Source organism: Saccharothrix sp. DSM 118769, assembly GCF_052936295.1.
In genome coordinates, this window is sequence record NZ_CP193627.1 from 3,299,772 (window position 1) to 3,320,635 (window position 20,864).

The window sequence follows — 20,864 nt, forward strand, 5'->3', positions numbered from 1 at the left end:
TTCAGTAGGGGTTCCCGGGCACGCCGAGGTCCACCCGGTAGAGGCCGAACCCGCCACCGGGGACGCCCGAGGTGATGTAGAGGGTCCGCCCGTCCGGTCCGCCGAACGCCGCGTTGGTGGTGCTGCGACCGGCGGAGATGGTGCCGAGCCGCTCGCCCGCCGGGGAGAAGACGTGGACGCGCCCCTCCTCGTGGGACGCCCAGTACACGTTGCCCGCGCAGTCCACGGTCGCACCGTCCGGCGTCCGGACGCCGGCGAACGTCGTGCGGTCGCCGGGGACGCCTTCGGGGGAGACGGTGTACCGCACGATCGAGTCGCTGCCGAAGGCCCCGACGTAGAGCGTCGTGCCGTCGGGCGACAGGGCGACGCCGTTGGGCTGCGGCAACGTGTCGTCGACGAGGTCGACCACGCCGTCGCGGACGCGGAAGACGCCGGTCCGGCCGCCCTGCTCGTCGGCGCGGTTGCCGCGCTGGAACGACGGGTCGGTGAAGTAGGTGGTGCCGTCGCGGCCGATGGCCAGGTCGTTCGGGGAGTTGAACGCGCGCCCGAGGTGGTCGGCTGTCGCGACGGTCGTGCGGCCGCGGTCGGCCAGGCCGTAGGAGGAGACGGTGCGGTTGTCGTGGGTGGCGGCGAGCAGCCGCGCGCCGTCGGGGGTGACCGCCAGGCCGTTGCCGCCGGAGTCGGCGATGAACGTCTCGAAGCCGGCCGGTGGCGTGTGCCGGAGCACCTCCGACGGCTGCACGCCCTGCGGGCCGGTCGGCCGCCGCATGTTCGACAGCAGGAGGGTGCCCGTGGCCCGGTCCCACGTGGGGCCTTCGAGGAAGTCGAACCCTCCCCGCACGAGCTGGGCCGACACCGCCCGGCTCGGCAGCGGCGGACCGTAGGTCGCCCCCGGCGTGCACGGCGGGGCCGGCACGGCGACGGCGGACGCGCCGGGCGTCGCGGATGTCGCAGGTGTCGCAGGTGTCGCGGGTGCCGCAGGTGTCGCGGGTGCCGCAGGTGTCGCGGGTGCCGCGACGCCCGCGACGACGACCGCCGCCGCCACCACCGTCCACGTGCGGCGGTGACGCGGTGTCCTCCGGTGGTCCACGGTGGCTCCCTTCGCGAACGGGGGGTCGCGGGGCGGTCGCCCGCCCCGCGACCGGCTCACCGCCCGAGCTCGACCTTGAGGATGCTCTCGTTGCTGTTGTTCGCGACGCTGTCCTTGTCACCCCGGGTGCTGGTGGTCAGCCACAAGCCGCCGTCGGCGGACGGCTCCACCGTGCGCAGCCGCCCGTAGGTGCCGTTGAGGTACTGCTGGACGTCCGTCAGGCCCTCGTCGGTGATCTCGGCCCGGTACAGCCGCGCGCCGCGCAGGCAGGCCAGGTACAGGGCGTCGCGCACCACGGCGATCCCGCTGCACGAGCCCTCGGCGACGGGGTAGGTGCGCTCGGGCGCGACGAAACCGGGTTCGCCGCAGCTGCCGGTGGTGCCCTCGCAGGCGGGCCAGCCGTAGTTGCCGCCCCGGACGATCAGGTTGGTCTCGTCCATGACGGAGTTGCCGAACTCCTGCTCCCACAGCCTGCCCCGCGAGTCGAAGGCGAGGCCCTGGGGGTTGCGGTGGCCGTAGCTCCACACCGGCGTGCCGAACGGGTTGTCCGCGGGGACCGTGCCGTCGCGGTTGATGCGCAGCACCTTGCCGGCGAGGTTGTCGAGGTCCTGGGCCCACGTGCCGTTCTGGCCGTCGCCGGTGGCGACGTAGAGCGTCCCGTCCGGACCGAAGCGCAGCCGGCCGCCGTTGTGGTACTTGTTGCGCGGGATGCCGGTGAGCAGCACCTGCGGGGAGCCCGTGAGCGCGCCCCCGGTGTAGCGGATGCGCACCACCCGGTTGTCGGTCGTGCTGGTGTGCATGACGTACACCCACGGGTCGGCCGCGAAGTCGGCCGCCACGGCGATGCCCAGCACCCCGCCCTCGCCGTCGGTGCCCGCCACGCCCGGCACGCGCCCGATGCTGGTCTTCGCGCCGGTCGCGGGGTCGAGGCGGACGAGGTCGAAGGCGTCGCGGCGGCCGTAGAGCACCTGCCCGTCGGGCAGGGTGGTCAGGCCCCACGGCAGGTCGGTGTCCGTGGTGACCCTGGTGATCGAGCACAGCGCGGTGGCGCAGGCGGCACCCGTGGTGACCGCGACCGGCGTGCTCGGCGCCGAGCGGTTGTCCTGCGCGTCGCGCGCCCGCACCCGGTACTCGTAGCGGGTGTTCGCGGCCAGGCCGCTGTCGCTGAACGAGGTCGCCGTCGCGCCGGTGGTCGAACCGACCTGGGCGCCGTCGCGCAGGACCTCGTAGCCGGTGACGCCGATGTCGTCGGTCGCCGGTGCCCAGCGCACCACGACCGTGGTGCCCGACGCGGTCGCCGTCACGCCGGTGGGGGTGGAGGGCGGTTCGGTGTCGGCCTGGCACTGCGGCACGGTGATGGTGACCGTGGCGCTGGCCTGCGAGACGTTGCCCGCCGCGTCGCGCGCGTTGACGTACAGCCCCCAGGTGGCCCCCGGCACGACGGTCAGGTCGGCGGACAGCGCCGTGCCCGGCACCGAGGTCATCAGCTGCCCGTCGTGGTAGACGTCGTAGAACGCCACCCCGACGTCGTCGGTGGAGGCGGACCACGACAACGTCACCCCGGCACAGGTCAGGTTCGAGGTGCGGGGGTCGGTCGGCGCGGTCGGCGGCGTGGTGTCGGCACCGAGCCGGACCAGCCGCCACTGCTGACCGGCGGTGCCGCTGTCGGGCTGCTGCACGACCCGCGCCCCGTCCGAAGTGGAGGAACCGAGCACGTCGACGGCCTTGCCGCTGGCCCGGTTGAGCAGGCGCACGTGGCCGTTGTCGGAGTCGGCGAGGCGGAACTGCTGGCCGGTGCGGTCGGCGTCGGCGTTCTGCACCAGGCCGGTGCGGTCCGCGGTGGACGGGAAGTCCAGCACCTTGCCGCTGTGGCGCGACCTCAGCCGGTAGTAGCCGCCGCCGGAGTCGACGAACCGCCACTGCTGCCACGCCCCGTCGTTGCGGGCGTACTGCGAGATCCGGGCGCCGTCGTTCGTGGCGCGCCCGTACACGTCGAGCGCCTTGCCGCTGTTGCGGTTGACCAGCACGTAGGAGGCGGTGGTGTCCACGGTGGCGGCCGACCCGACGGCGGGCGCCGGGAGCACGACGCCGAGAGCCGACAGCACCACCGCGAACACCGCTCCGAGTCGCCTGCGGGGCACGGTGCTCTCCCTGGTCGCGGGGGCTTTTCGCATGGTGCTCCTCTCGCGGAATGCACAGGACATTCGCGTTGTTACCGCTAACAAAAATCAGCCCGGCACGAGGTGGCGGCGCTCGCGGGCAACGCGTGCCGAAATGGCCGATCGGGTGGGTTCCCCGGTGTGCGGACCGGCGGTCACCGAGTGGGCGAGGCGGGTCTCAAGCGGCGCGGGGACGACTCGGGCTCTTGGTGCGCAAGTACAGCCATGCTCCGCCTCCTTGCGGGCAGGGGGTGGTGCTCGACGCCAGATGCCGGGTCAGTACGACTGGGAGCGTTCCCAGGGCACGGTAGCGCACGCTTTCCGCCACCGACAAGACCACGGAACGGGTAACGCGGTCTCGTTAGCGCTAACACCGCGTAGTGGTTTCGCCGCGGTCAGGGTTGTGCGGAGCGCAGGGCACGTGCCCGCTCGGCGTGCCGTTCGGCCTCGTCCGCGCGGCCGAGGGCGGTGAGGGTTTCCGCCAGTCCCTCGTGGGCGCGGACCTCCTCCGCCCGGTAGCCGGTGCGGTCGGCCAGGTCCAGCGCCCGGCGGTAGTGCTCCAGGGCCGTGGCCGGGTCGTCGGTGCGGTGGGCGGCGGCGGCCTCGATGAGCACGCCCAGCCTGATGGTGCGCAGGACTCCGCCCTCGACGCGCTCCAGCGCGCGGTGGTGGTACTCGCGGGCCCGGCGGGGGTCGTCGAGGCGTTCGTGCAGGGTGCCGAGAGCGCTCAGCACCACGGTGCACAGACCGGGATCGGCCACCTCCTGGGAGATGGCCAGCGCCTCCTCCAGTTCGGTGCGCGCCCGGCCGTGCTCCCCCTGCTCGGTGTGCACGGCGCCCAGGTTGAGCAGGGCGATGCCCTCGCTGTGGCGGTACCCGCCCCGCCGTGCCGCGCGCAGCGCGCGCTCGTGGTGGCGGACGGACTCCTCCACGGCCCCGCTGTCGCCCCGGGCGATGCCGAGCAGCGTGCAGGCGAAGTTCTCCAGCGCGAGGTCGCCGGTGGCCTCGGCGTGCCGCAGGCCCCGCTCGAAGTGGCCGAACGCCTCGTCCGCCCGCCCCAGCCGCGACAGAACCGACCCCAGGTTGCACAGCGCGAAGCCGTCCTCGCCGCCGGTCGCGGCGACGGCGGCGGTGTGCAGGGCGAGCGCGTCGTGGAACAGGGCGGTGGCGTCCAGGTAGCGCGCCAGCGCCCTGGACAGGTGCGCGGTGTGCCGCGGCGCACCGCGCACCGCCGCGGCCACGAGGGTGGCCCGCTCCTCGGCGAGCCACTGGATCGCGTTCCGGTGCGACGGGAAGTCGACCTCGGGACCGACCAGGGGCGGGCGCGGCGGGCGGCGGTGCGGTTCGCCGGGGGTGAAGACGTCCGCCGCCGCGGACGCGAAGCAGCAGCAGTGGTCGAACAGCCTCTCCAGCGCGGCGGCGCCCTCGTCGCCGGGCAGCTCGCCGGCGTGCAGGCGGACCAGGTCGTGCATCCGGTAGCGGCCGGGCACCCGCTGGTGCACCAGGTGCGCCTCCTCCAGCTCCCGCAACGCCCGGCGCGCCCGCACGACCGTGACGCCGGCCAGGGCCGCCGCCCCGGTGACGCCGAGGTCCGGGCTCGGCACCAGGCCCAGCAGCCCGAACAGCTCGGCCGCGCCGGTGCTCAGGACGCGGACCGAGGTGGTGAACGCGGCGCGCAGGTTCGTCGGCAGCTCCCCGGTGTCGAGCGCGTCGAGCCTGGCCGAGTCGTCCCGCACCTCCTGCCAGAGCGCCGCGAGCGGCACGTCCGGCTGGGACTTGGCGCGCGCCGCGAGGATGCCCAGCGCCAGCGGCAGCCCCGCGCAGTGCCGCACGAGCCCGGCGGCGGCCTCCGGCTCGGCGCTCGCGCGGTCCGGTCCCAGGTGCCGCGACAGCAGCCGCGCGGCCTGCGCGTCGTCCAGCACGTCCACCGGCACGGGCGTGGCGCCGTGCGTGGCGACCAGGCCGGTGAGCCGGTGCCTGCTGGTGACCACGACCGCGCACGACGTGCCGCCGGGCAGCAGCGGCGTCACCTGGGCGGTGTCGCGGGCGTTGTCCAGCACGACCAGCGAGCGCAGGTCGGCGGTCAGCTCGCGGTACAGGGCCGACTGCGCGTCCGGTTCGGCGGGCACCGCGTCCGGTCGGACGCCGAGCGCGGTGAGGAAGCCCCGCACCACGACGTCGGGTGCGAGGGGGTCGGCGACCGGGTCGAACCCGCGGAGGTCCACGTGCAGGTGGCCGTCCGGGAACCGGTCGTGGCGCAGGTGCGCCCACCGCAGCGCCAGCCAGGTCTTGCCCACGCCGCCACCGCCGGTGAGCACGGCGATCGGCGTGTGCCCGCCGTCGTGGCCGAGCAGCAGGTCCAGGGCGGCCAGTTCGCGGTCGCGGCCGGTGAAGAACGGCGGTGACGCGGGCGGTCGGCGGGGTGCCCGCGCGGTCGGCGTGGCCGGCGGTGCGGTGTCCGGGTCGAGGACGTCGTGGTGCAGCCGCCTCAGCTCCGGGCCGGGCTCGACGCCGAGCTGCTCGACCAGCACCTCCCGGGTCCGCTGGTAGTGGCCCAACGCCTCGGCGGTCCGCCCGGCCCGGTGCAGGGCCAGCACGAGCTGCCCGGCCAGGCGTTCGTCCAGCGGGTCCGCGGCGGCGCGCACGCGCAGGTCGGCCAGCAGGTCGGCGTGCTGCCCCAGCCGCAGGGCCAGGTCGGTCCGGTGGGCCGCGGCGGCGGCCTGCTCGGCCCCCAGCGCCAACCGCACCTCGTCGGCCCACGGCGTGTCCAGCCCGGCGAGCACGTCGGACCGGCACAGCGCCAGCGCGCTGTCGAGCGCCCGGAGCGCGGGCCCGTCGTCCAGCCCCCGCGCCCGCGCCACCAGGCGCCGGAAGCGGTGCAGGTCGACGTCGTCGGGGTCGGCGTCGAGCACGTAGCCGCCGTCGCGGTGGGAGAGCGCCGCGGTGGTGCCGAGCACCTTGCGCAACCGGGACAGGTAGGTCCGCAGCACGCCCCCGGCCCGCAGGGGCGGCCGACCGCCCCACACCCGCTCGACCAGCCGGTCGGGCGGTACGGGCCGGTTCACGTCGACCAGCAGCGCGGCCAGCACGCCGCGCTGCCGCGCGTGCCCCAGGTCCAGGCGCGTGCCGTCCACCCACGCCCCGACACCGCCGAACAAGCGGAACTCCACCCCCATGACACCCCCTCATACCGCACTTGAGCAGCGGGTTCAACGGCGATTAGGCGCCACCTGGACACCCGGCCCGCACCGTTGCCCCCGAACCACCGCGACGAAGGGGGAGCACGTGCACCACACCACCGCCAGGATGATCGTCGACCAGCACCGGCGGGACGCCGAGCGCGCCGCCGAGCAGCACCGCCTGGCACGCCTGGTGCCCCGGCGGGGAAGGCGCCCGCCGTGGGCGGGCCGGCTGCCGTGACCCGCGCCGGCCGACAGGGGTCAGTTCCGGCTGCGGCGGTCGAGCGACGACCGCCGCAGTTCCTCCGTTTCCGCGGGGACGACCGGGCGGTGCTCCATCTCCCGCACCTCGCCGGGCTCCTGGCTCAGGTACCACAGGTCCTCGCGCTCGAAGAACCACTCCGCGTGCAGCAGGCCGTCGTCGCCGCCCCAGGTGCGCGCGAACCGCTTCACCGTGGTGTGCCGGAGACCGAGGAACATCGGCTTCAGGCACTCCCAGTACAGGAACCGACCGTCCTCGGGGCCGCGGTCGAGGTGCTCCAGCACCTCCACGAACTCCGCGGCCCTCGCCTCGTCGACGTCCACCCGCGTGCCCGCGCCCTCCAGGACGCAGTTCTCCCCGTACGACGGCTCGCGCCAGTAGGTCACGAACGACTTCTCGGTGGTGCAACCGTGCTCGTCAGCCGTCACGCGCGCGACGCGCAACGGTTCGCCGGTGTCGTCGAGGAACGCGAAGTGCCTGCTCTCGACCCCTGCCGGGTGCGGCGTCCAGGAGGTGAGCAGGTGGTCGAGCGCCTCCCCGGTGACGGCCCTGCCGTGGCGGGCCCCGTAACCGGCGCGGACCCATTCGCGGTTCTCGTCGTAGCGCTCGCAGAAGTGGCTGCCGTACTGGTCGACGTCGTCGACCCACTCCCGGAGGAGGAGGTAAGGGTCGTCGAGGTCGGGACGCACGTGGTTCACCACGGCGAAGTGGCGGACCCGGACGTCGCCGAACACGCGCCGCGCCTGGACGTCCTTGAACCGTTCGACGTCCTCCTTGGTGATGCTGACGAGCCTGCCCTCGACCGGGCACCGCCGCCAGGCGAGGTCGCGGGTGAACGACAGCACCTCCCGCTCACCGGCCAGGTTCTCCTGCACCACGGTGAGCGGGTCGTCGAACGGGTGCTCCTCGGTCTCGACCGCGAAGTAGAGGTAGGGGTCGCCGTAGCCCTCGATGGCCAGCGCGCGCCGCTCGGTGTTGCGCGGGTCGTGCTCCTCGTCCAGGGGCGGCGGTGGGCCGATGCCCACCACCAGGCGCTCCGCCTCGGCCTCGGAGATCCGCGCGCTCAGGAACCACTCGCGGTACCTCGGGTCGGCGCGCACCCAGCCCTGTCCGACGTCGAAGACCTCCTCGCGGTCGCCGTCGACCCGCATGACCGCCGACGGGGCGTCGAGCGGCTGCCGGGAATAGCGGAGCAGAGCGATGTGGTGCGTCATGCGATCCCCCAGACCGTGCGGCCTCCCCAGACCGCGCGGTCGATGTTACCGACGACCGCGGCTCACCGGGAGCTCGTCGTGACGCTGCTCGTGCGGAGGAGGTCGCGCACGGCGTCGGGGGTGAGCGGGGGACCGAAGTAGGGGCCCTGCGCCGCGGTGATGCCCAGGCGGGTCAGTTCGCGGGCCTCGGCCTCGGTGCGGACGTCCTGGGCGTACAGGTCGCCGTCGAGGTTGCGCACCGCCCAGGACAGCATGCCGACCACGGCGGAGCGGACGAGCGGTTCGGCGGTGTCGTCCAGGCCGCGGACCACCGTGCCGTCCAGCTCGTGACCGCTGATGGGCACGCCGGTGTCGCCGAAGGCGTCGAACCGGCCGCCTCCCCGCTGCTCGCGCAGCACCGACACGCCCGAGGAGGCCAGGATGTCCAGTTCCTCGACCTGGTCGGGGGTCAGGGACACCAGCACGTCGTCCTCGACGACCAGGCGCAACCGGTCGGCGGGCAGGTCGGCGTCGGCGAGGTGGCGGCGCACGACCGCGACCAGCTCGGGTTCGCGGCACTGGTGGGCGGTGAGGTGCACCACCACCGGGGGCGTGCGGTCGCCGAACTCCGCCCGCCACCGGCCCGCGTGCGCGCAGGCGTCGGCCAGGACCTTGCGGCCCAGGCGGACGGCGTTGCCGGTGGGCTCGGCGAGGTCCGGGGGGACGTCGGTCGGACCGTGCCCGGGCCGGTCCCAGCGCAGGGACGCCTCCAGGGCGACCACGTGCCGGTCCACCAGCGAGTGCAGCGGGGTGAAGCGGGTGTCGATCTCGCCGTCCTCCAGGGCGCCGGCGACCGACGAGGCCAGGGTGAGGCGCCGGCGTTCGAGGACGTCGCGCTGCGGGTCGTGCAGCGTCCAGCGGGCGCGGCCGTCCTCCCGGCTCCAGCGGGCCGCCACCTCGGCGGTGCGCATCAGGTCCGCGGCGGTGCGACCGCGGGTGCGCTGGACGCTGATGCCTGCGCTGACCGTCACGCCCACGCCCACGCCGTCGAGGTAGAGCGGTTCGGCGAGCGCCACCTCCACCTCCTCGACGAGCTCGATCAGCGCCAGGGCGTTCACCGGGTTCTCGACCACGACGGTGAACTCGTCGTGACCGGTGCGGGCGACGCGGCCGTGCGGTGCGCAGACCCGGGACAGGCGGGCGGCCAGGGACTTCAGCAGGCGGTCGCCCGCGTCGTGGCCGAGCGCCTCGTTGACCACGTGGAAACCGTCGACGTCGAGGTGCGCCAGGCCGACCACGTCGGGGCAGCGGTCCAGCCACCGCAGGAACTGGGCGCGGTTGGGCAGGCCGGTGACGACGTCGTTGAGGCTCTGCCGGATCAGGGCCGTGCGCAGCGCCGCGGTCTCCTCGGTGTCGACGACCACCACGGTCCGCAGGCCGGCGGACAGCGGCGCCACGTCGAGCACCGCCGTGGTGCTGTCGCCGTCCGGCCGCAGCACGCGGGCGTCGGTGTGCAGGTGGTCCGCGCGCAGGTCGGTGTCGGTGGCGAACAGCAAATCCAGGCGGGTGCCGGTCAGGGCGCCCGCCGGCCGGCCGGTCAGCTCGCGCAGCGCCGCGTTCGCCTCCAGCACGACGCCCTCGGCGTCGACGACGGCGAACCCCAGGGGCGAGCGGTCGAAGTGGGCCCGCACGGCACGTGCCACCGCCGGGTCGCCGGTCGGGGCGCGGTCGGGTGCGCCGGGGAGCCGGGTGTTGTCGCGCACGGTCCTCGTTCCGGTCGTGCCGATGATCGCTGGGACGAAACTAGGACCGCTGCCGGGCGCACGCACGACGGGTGAGGGGCCGCGCCGGTCGAGTGACGACAAATCACTCGACCGGCCCAATCGCGGAGTTTCCGATCAGGACGGTGCCCGGCGCGTCCTCACCGCCGTTCCGCCGGCAGCCGGTAGACCCGCGCGGCCGTGCCGCCGAACACCTCGCCGCGCTCGGCGGCGGTCAGCTTCCCGGTCAGCTCCTCGGCCGCCGCGACGACCTCCCGGTAGGAGCCCGCGAGCAGGCAGACCGGCCAGTCGGAGCCGAACAGCACCCGCGACGGGCCGAACGCGTCCAGCACCACGTCGGCGTACGGGCGCAGGTCCGCCGCGCTCCACCCGGTCCGGTCGGCCTCGGTGACCATGCCCGACAACTTGCAGGTGACGTTCGGCTCGGCGGCCAGCGCGCGGAGGTGGGACGCCCACGGTTCGAGGTCGCCGGAGGCGATCGGGGGCTTCGACAGGTGGTCCAGGACGAACGTCGCCCCGGGCAGCGCGCGCACGGTCTCGATCGCCGCGGGCAGCTGGTGGACGAGGGTGAGCAGGTCGTAGGCCAGCCCCGCCTCCGCGACCGCGCGCAGCCCGCGCCGGACGTCGGGCCGGGCCAGCCACCGGGGGTCCGGCTCGCCCTGCACCAGGTGCCGCACGCCGACGAGCAGCTCGCCGCCGGGGCCCGCGCGCAGTGCGGCGAGCACGTCACCGACGCCCGGGTCGGTGAGGTCGACCCAGCCGACGACGCCCGCCACCAGCCCCCGGCCCTCGTCGGCCGCCAGCGACAGGAAGTCCGCGGTCTCCTCGACCTCCGGGACGACCTGGACGAGGACCGTCCGGTCGATCCCCGACGCCGAGGCGGCGGGCGACAGGTCGTCGAGGGTGAAGTCGCGGCGGATCGGGGCGAGGTCCGCGCCGTTCAGCCAGTCGTGCCCGCGCGGGCTCGGCCCCGGGCGGGCCCGCCCGCCCGGCGGGAGCCGCCAGAGGTGGTGGTGCGCGTCGATCCGGATCGTGTCGGTCGGTGGCATCGGACCCCCGTGCGGCGCAGGTGTGCGGCGGCAGGCTAGCAAGGAACGGACGCCGGAAGCGTTGCTTTAGCGGTGTTTTAGCGCCTAGCGTCGGTCGCGGTCGACGCGGGTCGAACCCCGCCGCCGAGCCCTCCGCCCCGCCCGCGGCCCGCCCGCGTGCGACCGCCGCCGCCCGTCCCCGCCCTCCCACATCGACGTAGGAGTGACGATGCAGTCTTCGCCTGCCCCCTCAACGGGTGCCGTGAAGCGTTGGTGGCGCTCGTCGGGGGCGGTGCGCGCGCGTGCCGCGGTGGCGCTCGCCCTGCTGCCCGCGGCGTTGACGACGTGGCCCGCGCCGGTGACCGCGTCGGCGGCCGGCACGGGACCGTGCGACATCTACGCCGCCGGCGGCACGCCCTGCGTGGCCGCGCACAGCACGACGCGAGCGCTCTACGGCTCGTACGGCGGGAACCTCTACCAGGTCAGGCGTTCGTCGGACAACGCGACGAGGGACGTCGGCGTGCTGACCGCGGGCGGTACCGCCGACGCGGCGGCCCAGGACTCGTTCTGCGCCGGCACCACCTGCGTCGTCACCGTGGTCCGCGACCAGTCCGGCCGGGGCAACGACCTGTGGTACCAGGGGTCGTCGGTGGTCCCCGGGTCGCCCCAGAGCAGGCCCGCGCTCGCGACGTCCGAGTCGCTGGCGGTCGGCGGTGGCAAGGCGTACTCGCTCTACATCAACCCCGGCAACAGCTACTGGCGCGACGGCCACCTGACGGGCGTCCCGACCGGGGCCGCGCCGGAAGGCATGTACATGGTCACCAGCGGCAAGCACGTCAACAACGGGTGCTGCTTCGACTACGGCAACAGCGAGACGACCAGGAAGGCCGACGCGGCCGGGGCGATGGACGCCATCAACTTCAGCACGCAGTGCTGGTTCGGCGGGTGCTCCGGCACCGGCCCCTGGGTCCAGGCGGACCTCGAATGGGGCCTCTTCCCCGGCGGCAGCCAGTCGTGGAACCCGAACCAGCGCGCCTTCACCGGCGACTTCGTCACGGCGGTGCTGAAGAACAACGGGACCACGCGGTTCGCGCTCAAGGGCGGCGACGCGCAGGCCGGCGACCTGACCACGCTGTGGGACGGGCCGTTGCCCACCGGGTACAGCCCGATGAGGAAGCAGGGCGCGATCATCCTGGGCAGCGGCGGCGACTGCTGCAAACCCGACGGCGGCGCGAACCTCAGCGCGGGGACCTTCTACGAGGGGGCCGTGGTCGCGGGCTACCCGTCCGACGCGACCGAGCAGGCCGTGCAGGCCAACGTCGTCGCGGCCGGGTACACCACCGGGGGCGGCACCGCGCCGGGTGGCCCGGTGCGCGCGGTGGGCGCGGGCAAGTGCCTCGACGTGCCGAACGTGACGTCGGGGGCGCAAGCCCGCACCTGGGACTGCCGGGGCGGCACGGGCCAGACCTGGACCCGGACGTCCGCGGGCGAGCTGGCCGTGGGCGCGGGCTCCGGCCGGCTGTGCCTCGACGCCTACGGCCAGGGGACGAGCGCGGGCACGAGGACGGTCCTCTGGTCGTGCAACGGCCAGGCCAACCAGCGCTGGAACGCCAACGCCGACGGCACGGTCACCGGCGCGCAGTCCGGTCTGTGCCTGGACGTGTCCGGGGCGTCCACGGCCAACGGGGCGCAGGTGCAGCTGTGGACCTGCAACGGCGGCGCCAACCAGCGGTGGGCCTTCGGCTGAGCCCGCACCGGGGGTGATCCCGCCCGAGGTGACCCGGCCCGCCCGGCGAGCGGAACCCACCTCGCGGAACCCACCTCGCGGAACCCACCTCGCCGAACCCTTCTCCGGCGCGCACACCCGACCGGAACCGAGCGCAAGGGAGAACAAGGTGGAACCAGCCAGTACCGTCGCGAGGTCGTTGGTGGCGGTCGCGGTGTTCGCGTCCGCCCTGCTGCTGCCGGCCGCGGGGGACGGCCCCCGGGCCTCGGCCGCCGTCCAGGCGACGTACTACGTCGCCCCCGACGGCGACGACGCCGCACCCGGGACGATCACGGCCCCGTTCCGGACCGTGCAGCGCGCGCGGGACGTCGTCCGCACGGTGAACGGGAACATGTCCGGCGACATCACCGTGCACCTCCGCGGCGGCGAGTACCGGGTGAGCGGCACCGTGGGGTTCACGCCGGCCGACTCGGGCACGAACGGGTACCGGGTCGTCTACGCCGCGTACCAGGACGAGGTACCGGTGCTGAGCGCCGGCGTGCGGGTGACCGGGTGGACGCAGCACAGCGGCAACGTCTGGAAGGCCCCGCTCGACCGCGGCACCAAGCTGCGGGCGCTCTACGTCAACGACAAGCGCGCCTTCATGGCCGCCAAGACGATCACCTCGCAGGGGTGCTACGGCACGTACACCGTCACCGCCGGGCAGGCGCCCTGGGCGCGGGAGTCGGGCTCGCAGTGCGACGGCGCCAAGTACGGCCTGGCCGACCTGCCCGCCATCTCCCGCAACCCGGACGACGTCGAGATCGAGACGGCGACCACCTGGACGACGGCCGTCGCGGGGGTCCGCCAGGTCACCACGAGCGGTGACGGCGCCAACCGGGTGGCGCTGTTCCACCAGCCGGGCGCGGCCATCGCCCAGGGCGCGTTCAACGGCAACCACCAGGTCGGCGGGAGCCACAAGTTCATGAACGCCTACGAGTTCCTCGACTCGCCGGGCGAGTTCTACTTCGACAGGGCGGGCAGGACGCTCTACTACCACAAGGCCGACTCCGAGGACATGGCGACGGCGGTGGTCCACGCGCCGAACAACGTGCCCACCGTGCTCCGGGTCGCCGGCACCTCCACCACCGACCACGTCCGGAACATCACCTTCTCCGGCCTCACGGTGCAGCACTCCGACTGGAACCTGTTCACCGTGGCCGGTTCCGCGTTCAAGCAGGCCCAGCAGGGCAACCTCGGCAACTCCCTGTACGTCAAGGGCAACTTCCACGTCTACCACTACCGCAACGTCGACGTCGCGCCGGGCGCCGTCCAGGTCGAGAACGCCGACGGCGTCCACCTGCTGCGCAACCGGGTCCAGCACACCGGCGCCGACGGGATCACCCTGGTCAACGACGTGCAGGACGCACAGGTCATCGGCAACCGCACCAACGACGTCGCCGGGTCCGCCATCAGCATCGGCCACCCCCAGCACGTCTACATCGGCGACCACACGGCGACCAACGGCGAGAAGTACCCGGCCCGGGTCGAAGGGCTGCCCAGGAACATCCGGGTCGAGAACAACCACCTGTACGACAGCGCCGTGCTGTTCAACGGGCACAGCCCCGTTTCGGCGTACTTCGCCGACGGGCTCTCGGTGCGGCACAACCGGATCGAGAAGGCGCCGTGGTCGGGCATCACGCTCGGCTGGGGCTGGTGGAACTTCGACGGGTCGGCGGGCTCGATCGCGCCCGACCGGCCGACCACCACGGCGCGGAACAACACCGTCAGCCACAACCACGTCATCGACACGGTGCAGCGCCTCGGCGACACGGCGCCCATCTACACGCTGGGCAGCCAGCCGGGGACCACGATCACCGACAACTACCTGCAGGGCGTCCCCGCCGGCCACAGGTACGGGCTCCACCCCGACGAGGGCTCGGCCCACATCGGCTTCCGCGACAACGTCCTGAGCGTGGACAAGGACGTCACGTGGCTGATCAACTCCGACGACTTCGGGCGCAAGCACGACCTGAGCATCACGCAGACCTACGGGCCCATCAACAAGGTCTCCCAGAAGACCCTGCCGAACAGCACCATCCAGGACATCCTGGTCTACCCCGACTACGTGTGGCCGGCACCCGCCCACGGCATCGCGGTGGACTCCGGCCCGGAGGCCGCGTACCGGGACGTCCTCCCGAGGGCGACGCTCGCCCACCCGGACCACGTCCTGCCGGCCGGCACGTTCGTCGGTGCCGGGAGCGCGTCGATCCCCGTCCGGGGCGCCGGCGACGCGACCAGGTCGATCTGGCTGGCACCCGCCGGCACCACCGCCTTCGCCGTCGGCCCGACGATGACCAGGGCGGGCGGCACCGCGACGGCCGTCGACGTGCCGACCGCGTCCGGCGACTACCGGCTCTACGTCGTGGACGCGCAGGGGAACCGGTCACCCGAGTCCAAGTCGGTCGTCCGGCGACAGGGCGGCGGCCGGCAGGGCGTCGCGATCGTCGGCGTTCAGTCCGGCCGGTGCGTCGACGTCCCCGGCACGACCGCGACCAACGGCACCCAGGCCCAGCTGTGGGACTGCCACGGCGGCGCCAACCAGCGCTTCACGCACACCTCGGGCAGGCAGTTGCAGCTGTCCGGGACCAAGTGCCTGGACGCGAGCAACCAGGGCACCGCCAACGGCACCGCGGTGGTGGTCTGGGACTGCAACGGGCAGGCGAACCAGCAGTGGGACGTCAACGCCGACGGCACCGTCAGGGGGGTGCAGTCCGGGCTGTGCCTGGACGCCAACGGCGCCGGCACCGCGAACGGGACCAGGATCATCCTGTGGTCCTGCGGCGGCGGGGCCAACCAGCGGTGGAGCCTGCGCGGCTGAACCGGCACGCCGGGACCGGCCCCGCGGTCGCGGTCGGCGACCGCGGGGCCGGTCCCGGCGGCACGTGCGCGGTCCGTCAGGTGGGGGCGTGCGACTTCTCCAGGACGCGCATGAACGCGCGCGACCAGAGGGGCAGGTCGGGCCAGCCGCGGCAGGAGACCATCGCCCCGTCGACGACGTCGGGCGCGTCCACGAACGTCGCGCCGGCCTGCTCCACGTCGAACCTCAGGGGCGGGAAGGCGGCGGTGGTGCGGCCCCGCAGGAGCCCGAGCGCGGCGGGCACCTGCGGTCCGTGGCAGATCGTGCCCACGGGCAGGTCGCGGTCGAAGAAGTGGCGGACGACCCGGGCCACGTCGGGGTCCGTCCGGATGTACTCCGGCGCCCGCCCGCCCGGGATCACCAGCGCGTCGTACTCCGCGGGGTCGACGTCGCGGAACGCCAGGTCCACCGGCAGCAGGTGGCCCGGCTTCTCCGTGTAGGCGTCGCACCCCGGCTCGAAGTCGTGCACCACCAGCTTGACCGCGCGCGTGGTGGGAGCGGTCACGACCGCGTCGTGACCCCCTTCGCGCAGGCGGAACACGGGGTACATCGAGTCGAGCTCCTCGGCGGCGTCGGCCGTCAGGACCAGTACCCGGGCCATGCTCGCTCCTCATCCCCGCTCGACGCGCCGCCGCGCCCTTCGGGGTGTGCGACCGGCGACCACCACATCGGACGGTACGGGGTCGCCGGTCGCCCGCACAATCGGCCGGGCGGGTCCGACCGCACCGGTCACCCGCCCGCAGAACCGAACCGGTTCGAATCGGTGAACCGACACCCTTCCGGGTCGTTGCCGGGACTTCGGCGACCGGGGGAGCCGTATCATCGGGACCCCGTCGAACCGGTTGAACGGAGTGCGCATGAACATCGGGGAGATCGCCAAGCGGGCGGGAGTGTCGCGCAGCACGGTGTCCTACGCGCTCAGCGGGAAGCGGCCGGTGTCGACGGCCACCGCGCGGCGGATCAACGACGTCATCGCCGAGCTGGGCTACCGGCCCAACGCCAGCGCGCGGGCGCTCGCCGAGGGGCGGACGCGGACGCTGGGCCTGGTGATCCCCCCGGCCGGCCGGCGGCTGACCGACGTGCAGCTCGACTTCGTGGCCGGCGTGGTCGAGGCCGCCGCCACCCAGGACCTCGACGTGCTGCTCTCGCCCAGCGGCGGGGACCACGACCGGTCCTTCGAACGGGTGGTCACCGGTCGGCGGGTCGACGGCGTCATCCTGATGGAGATCCTGCTGGACGACCCGCGGGTGGAGCGGCTGGAGCGGGCCGCCCTGCCCTTCGTCTCGATCGGCCACGTCGAGCGCCCGGGCGCGTCGTGGTGGGTGGACGTGGACTACGCGGCGCTGGTCCGGCGCTGCGTGCACCACCTGGCCGACCTCGGCCACCGGGACCTGGTGCTGATCAACCGGTCCGACGAGCTGGTGGCGTCCGGCTACGGCCCCGCCCTGCGCGCGTCGGCAGGGTTCGCCGAGGCCGCCGAGCAGCGGGGACTGGCCGCCCACGGCGTGTGCTGCGCCGACGAGCCCGCGGCGGGCCTGGCGTGCTTCGAGGAGATCCGCGCCCGCTGGCCGGAGGTCACCGCCGCGGTGACGATCAACGAGGCGGCGCTGCCCGGCCTGCAACGGGCGCTGCACCGCCACGGGCTGGACGTGCCGGGGGCCTTCTCCGTCACGGGCGTCATCGCCAACCGCCTGGCGGAGGACTTCCACCCGCCGCTGACCGCGGCCGACGTGCCGGCCGGCGAGATGGCCCGGTTGGCGGTGGAACTGCTGGTCGAGCGGATCGCCGACCCGGACGCCACACCCCGGCACGCGCTGCTGGAGCCGGTGATCTCCCTGCGGTCCAGCACGGGCGCGCGCCTGCGGTAGCGGCTTCGCGCACGGCCTCACCGCCACGGGTCCGGGGAGGCTCGGCGGCGGCGCACGGCGTCCGCGGCCAGCAGCAGGTAGGCGGAGGCGGTCCAGGTGTAGGCGCGGTCCCGGAGCCCGTCGCCCGTGCGGGCGTCGAAGTTCTCCGCGAAGCCGGACTTCTCGCAGACCTCGCGGAAGGCCCGGCTGACGTCGTCCGCCAGGTCGGGGAAACCGGCACGGCGCAGCCCGTCGTCGACGAGGACGGTGGTCGGCGCCCAGGCCGGACCGCGCCAGTAGCCGTCGGGCTCGTAGCGCGCGGAGGCGGGCAGCTCGGTCGCGAGCCCCGATCGGGTGAGGTGGCGTTCCAGGAGCGCGGTGAGCCGTTGCGCGTGGCCGGGGGGCAGGTGCTCGCCGAGCACGATCGGCATCAGGTCCAGGAGGCTGTCGGAGCGGTGCCGCTCGCCGGTGGCGGCGTCGAGCGAGGTGAAGCGGTGGCCGTCCCACAGCCGGTCGAACAGCGCCGCGCGGATCTCCTCGGCGAGGGCGGCCCACCCGTCCGCCTCGTGCCGGCGGCCGAGCTCGACCGCCAGCCCGGCGAGCTGGTGCAGTTGCAGCACGAGGAAGGCGGCCAGGTCCCCGGTCTCGACCAGGCGTGCGGCGTCGAACGTGGTCGCGTTGTCCCAGCCGCTGTCGTTGCCGTGCTGATAGTGGGGCAGGACGTGGCCGGGCACCCGGCGGTGGTCGAGCCAGAACCGGGTCCAGGCCGACAGCCCCGCGTAGGCGTCGGTGAGCTGGTCGTGGTCCAGCGGCGCGGGCAGGGCGCGGCGCAGCCGGGCGAAGGCCCACCCGTGGACGGGGGGTTTGACGAAGTTGTGCAGGACCTCCGAGTGGGTGACCGAGTCCGGCAACGCCCCGCTGTCGTCCTGGTGGTCGAACGGGAGCAGGAACTGGTGCCACGCCAGGGCGGGCTCGCCGGGCGCCAGCGCGAGGGCGTTGAAGCAGTGGTCCCAACTCCACACCTTGTCCATCCAGTGCTTGGACATCAGCACCGCCGGACGACCGACGAACCCGGCCGGGCGGACGGTGGCCGACCACAGCACGTAGGCGGCGGCCTCGGCGGCCGGGGTGGTGTCGTCGCGCCACGGCGCGACGGCGTCGAGGAACGACCGGAACCCGTCCTCCCGGGCGCGGACGACGGCCCGGAAGTCCTGTCCCGACCGGTACGGGGTGCGGGACGTGCGGTAGGTCTCGACGGCGACCTCCCAGCGCCCGTCCGCGCCGGGGCCGATGACCACGCCGCGCTCGTGGGCACCCAGGGCCTGGTCGCCGACGGCGAGGACCGTCCCGGCGAGGGCGGTGACGCGGTAGCGCATCCCGGTCTCGTACGAGGTGAACACGTGTCCCCCCGACACCGGGTCCCGGTACAGGTAGGTGCCGCTGAACGGGGTCAGGACCCCGTGGGCGGCGCCGAGCCGCAGCTCCAGGCCCGACCCGGTCACGCGGAGGGTGTCCGGGTCCTCGAACGCCAGGTCGATCCCGCCCCGACCGGCGCTCCAGGACAGCACCGCGGGCGTGGCGGTGACCTCGGTGTCGGCGCGCCGCCCGTCGACCAGCGGCGTGAACGCGAGCACGGCGTGCATCCCGTTGTGGTGGGAGACGAGGTGCAGGTCGGGCGCGGTGCGCCTCTCGGCCACGACCGGGGAGACGTCCAGCCAGGACCCGGCGCAGCTGAACGGGATCTCGCCGACCGGGATCTCGCCGACCGGGATCTCGCCGACCGGGATCTCGCCGACCGGGATCTCGCCGACCGGGATCTCGCCGACCGGGATCTCGCCGACCGGGACTTCGCTGCTCGGGATCGCGCTGCTCGGGAACGGCGGTGGCATCGACACGGTGGTCCTTCCGGCGGTGCGTCGGGATCTCAGTCCTTGACCGCGCCCGCGGTGACGCCCTCGGCGACGTAGCGCTGGGCGAGGACGAGGAGGACCGCCGCGGGGATCGAGGCCACGACCGCGGTGGCCATGATGGCGTTCCACTCCTGGTTGTTGTTGCCGATGTACTTGTAGATGCCCAGGGTCACCGGCTGGTGCGCGCCGCCGGCGTCCAGGGTGGAGGCGAACACGAAGTCCGACCACGCCCACAGGAACGCGAAGAGCCCGGCGGTGACCAGGCCGTTGCGGCTGACCGGCAGGACGATCGACCAGAACACCCGCGGCGTGCCCGCGCCGTCGACGCGGGCGGCCTGCGTCAGCTCCTCGGGGATGCCGGACATGAACGCGGTCAGGACGAGCACGGCGAACGGCACGGCGATGGTCGAGTCGGCGATGACGAGCCCCCACGCCTGGTTGACGATGCCGAGCTGGACGTAGGTCCCGTACAATCCGAGGGCCATGACGACGCCGGGGATCATCTGCGCGACCACCAGGGCGAGTTCGAGCGCTCCCCGCCCGCGCAGCCGGAGCGTGGCCAGCGCGAACGCGGCGGGCGCGGCGACCGCCAGGGTGAGCGCGGCGGTGCCGAGGCCGATCGCCAGGCTGGTGCCCAGGTAGGGCAGCTGGTCGGCGAGGAAGCGGCGGTAGCCCTCGAACGTGGGGTGCAGCGGCAGGAGGTCCGGCGGGTCCCGGCGCATCCGCTCGGCGGGCGTGAGCGAGACGTTGACCATCCAGTAGACCGGGAACAGCATCAGCGCGGTGAGGACCACGCCGACCGCGGTCTTCCACAGGCGGGTCCGCCTCATCGGTCCTCCCGGCGGTCGCGTGCGCGGAGGTGCGCGACGGCGGCGACGAGGGTCAGCAGGATCAGCACGGTGCCCACCGCCGCGCCCTGGCCGAACCTCGGCAGCGGACTGCCGAACCCGAGCTGGTAGGACCAGGTGGCCAGCGTGGTGGAGGAGCCGCTGGGACCGCCCTTCGTCATGATCCACACGACGTCGAACGCCTTGAGCGTGTAGACCAGCCCGAGCAGGAGCGTGATCGACGAGACCGGGCGCAGCAGCGGGAAGGTGACGTGCCGGAACCGCTGCCGGCCGGTGGCGCCGTCGAGCGCCGCGGCCTCGTGGACCTCTTTCGGTATCGCCTGCAAGCCGCTGTAGAGGATCGCCAGGTTGAACGGGACGCCGATCCAGGTGTTGGCGACGGTCACCGAGACCAGCGACCAGCCCGGCGAGGTCAGCCAGCCGACCTGGCCGAACCCCAGCGCCTCGACCAGCGCGTTGACCACGCCCGCCTCGCTGTTGAGCATCCACGCCCAGGTCGACGCGGACACGATCAGCGGCAGCAACCACGGCACCAGGAACAAGGCGCGCAACGTCGCCGACAGCGGGAAGTGCCGGTGGAAGAACACCGCCAGGGCGAGCCCGATCCCGTACTGGAGGGCCAGCGACGCGGCCGTGAACAGCACCGTGGTGACCAGCGCCCGCCCGAACGCGGGGTTCGCCAGCACCTCCCCGTAGTTCGCCGTGCCGGCGAACGCCGCCCCGCCCCGGACGAACGACCGGACGGTGTAGGACCGCAGGCTCAGGTCCACGTTGCGCAGCAGCGGGTAGGCGTAGAACAGCGCGAGGTACAGCACGAGCGGGGTGAGGAACGCCCACGCGGTCAGCTGCTCCGGGCGGCGGGGCGGTCGAGCGGGGGGCGCGCCGCCCGGCGGGTCCTGCGCCGCGTCCCGGGCGCCGGGCGGTTCGGGGGCGCGCACGGCG

The 20,864-nt window shown here is 74.0% G+C and carries 14 protein-coding genes; 4 read left to right on the plus strand and 10 right to left on the minus strand.

Annotated elements, in window-relative coordinates; all coding sequences use genetic code 11:
- Window position 1: 1 nt before the first annotated feature.
- The 3 genes from ACRAKJ_RS14820 to ACRAKJ_RS14830 all read right to left on the minus strand — a co-directional run bounded on the left by ACRAKJ_RS14820 (window position 2) and on the right by ACRAKJ_RS14830 (window position 6,425).
- The gene (locus ACRAKJ_RS14820; RefSeq protein ID WP_447008984.1) at window positions 2–916 is read right to left on the minus strand and encodes an SMP-30/gluconolactonase/LRE family protein; all 915 of its coding nucleotides are present in this window, start codon (window positions 914–916) and stop codon (window positions 2–4) included.
- Window positions 917–1,146: 230 nt separating this feature from the next.
- Window positions 1,147–3,264 carry a PQQ-dependent sugar dehydrogenase gene (locus tag ACRAKJ_RS14825; protein ID WP_447008985.1) on the minus strand — a complete coding sequence of 706 codons (2,118 nt, stop codon included), beginning with the start codon at window positions 3,262–3,264 and terminating at the stop codon, window positions 1,147–1,149.
- 380 nt (window positions 3,265–3,644) lie between these two features.
- Window positions 3,645–6,425, minus strand: a complete 2,781-nt coding sequence (locus ACRAKJ_RS14830; protein ID WP_438926239.1) for a BTAD domain-containing putative transcriptional regulator — start codon at window positions 6,423–6,425, stop codon at window positions 3,645–3,647.
- Window positions 6,426–6,534: 109 nt separating this feature from the next.
- Between ACRAKJ_RS14830 and ACRAKJ_RS14835 the strand changes: the two genes are divergently transcribed.
- Entirely contained in the window at window positions 6,535–6,669 is a 135-nt protein-coding gene (locus ACRAKJ_RS14835; RefSeq protein WP_438926240.1) for a hypothetical protein, read from the plus strand.
- 20 nt (window positions 6,670–6,689) lie between these two features.
- Here the strand turns inward: ACRAKJ_RS14835 and ACRAKJ_RS14840 are convergent, their stop codons facing one another.
- The 3 genes from ACRAKJ_RS14840 to ACRAKJ_RS14850 form a co-directional block, all read right to left on the minus strand.
- Entirely contained in the window at window positions 6,690–7,904 is a 1,215-nt protein-coding gene (locus ACRAKJ_RS14840) for a hypothetical protein (RefSeq protein ID WP_438926241.1), read from the minus strand.
- A gap of 62 nt (window positions 7,905–7,966) precedes the next feature.
- On the minus strand, window positions 7,967–9,646 hold the full coding sequence (locus ACRAKJ_RS14845; RefSeq protein ID WP_438926242.1) for a diguanylate cyclase domain-containing protein: 1,680 nt from the start codon (window positions 9,644–9,646) through the stop codon (window positions 7,967–7,969).
- 158 nt (window positions 9,647–9,804) lie between these two features.
- Window positions 9,805–10,713 (minus strand): amidohydrolase family protein, encoded by a 909-nt coding sequence (locus tag ACRAKJ_RS14850; RefSeq protein WP_438926243.1) that lies wholly within the window; start codon window positions 10,711–10,713, stop codon window positions 9,805–9,807.
- 241 nt (window positions 10,714–10,954) lie between these two features.
- Between ACRAKJ_RS14850 and ACRAKJ_RS14855 the strand changes: the two genes are divergently transcribed.
- Window positions 10,955–12,439 (plus strand): arabinofuranosidase catalytic domain-containing protein, encoded by a 1,485-nt coding sequence (locus tag ACRAKJ_RS14855; RefSeq protein WP_438926244.1) that lies wholly within the window; start codon window positions 10,955–10,957, stop codon window positions 12,437–12,439.
- Window positions 12,440–12,587: 148 nt separating this feature from the next.
- A complete protein-coding gene (locus ACRAKJ_RS14860; protein ID WP_447008986.1) occupies window positions 12,588–15,278 on the plus strand; it encodes an RICIN domain-containing protein in 2,691 nt (896 codons plus the stop codon).
- Between the two features lie 76 nt (window positions 15,279–15,354).
- Here the strand turns inward: ACRAKJ_RS14860 and ACRAKJ_RS14865 are convergent, their stop codons facing one another.
- Complete coding sequence (locus ACRAKJ_RS14865) at window positions 15,355–15,918, minus strand: DJ-1/PfpI family protein (RefSeq protein ID WP_447008987.1); 564 nt, start codon at window positions 15,916–15,918, stop codon at window positions 15,355–15,357.
- 256 nt (window positions 15,919–16,174) lie between these two features.
- On the opposite strand from ACRAKJ_RS14865, the gene ACRAKJ_RS14870 reads away from it, so the two are divergent.
- The gene (locus ACRAKJ_RS14870; RefSeq protein ID WP_438926119.1) at window positions 16,175–17,185 is read left to right on the plus strand and encodes a substrate-binding domain-containing protein; all 1,011 of its coding nucleotides are present in this window, start codon (window positions 16,175–16,177) and stop codon (window positions 17,183–17,185) included.
- Window positions 17,186–17,202: 17 nt separating this feature from the next.
- On the opposite strand, the gene ACRAKJ_RS14875 is transcribed toward ACRAKJ_RS14870, so the two are convergent.
- Genes ACRAKJ_RS14875 through ACRAKJ_RS14885 form a run of 3 tightly spaced genes read right to left on the minus strand, consistent with a single transcriptional unit; the run spans window position 17,203 to window position 20,860 of the window.
- Window positions 17,203–19,053: an amylo-alpha-1,6-glucosidase gene (locus tag ACRAKJ_RS14875; RefSeq protein ID WP_438926129.1), complete on the minus strand. Its 1,851-nt coding sequence runs from the start codon at window positions 19,051–19,053 to the stop codon at window positions 17,203–17,205.
- A 35-nt stretch (window positions 19,054–19,088) separates the two neighbouring features.
- Window positions 19,089–19,904 carry an ABC transporter permease subunit gene (locus tag ACRAKJ_RS14880; protein WP_438926120.1) on the minus strand — a complete coding sequence of 272 codons (816 nt, stop codon included), beginning with the start codon at window positions 19,902–19,904 and terminating at the stop codon, window positions 19,089–19,091.
- The gene (locus ACRAKJ_RS14885) at window positions 19,901–20,860 is read right to left on the minus strand and encodes an ABC transporter permease subunit (RefSeq protein ID WP_438926121.1); all 960 of its coding nucleotides are present in this window, start codon (window positions 20,858–20,860) and stop codon (window positions 19,901–19,903) included. The genes ACRAKJ_RS14880 and ACRAKJ_RS14885 overlap by 4 nt, the downstream gene beginning before the upstream one ends.
- Window positions 20,861–20,864: the final 4 nt, after the last annotated feature.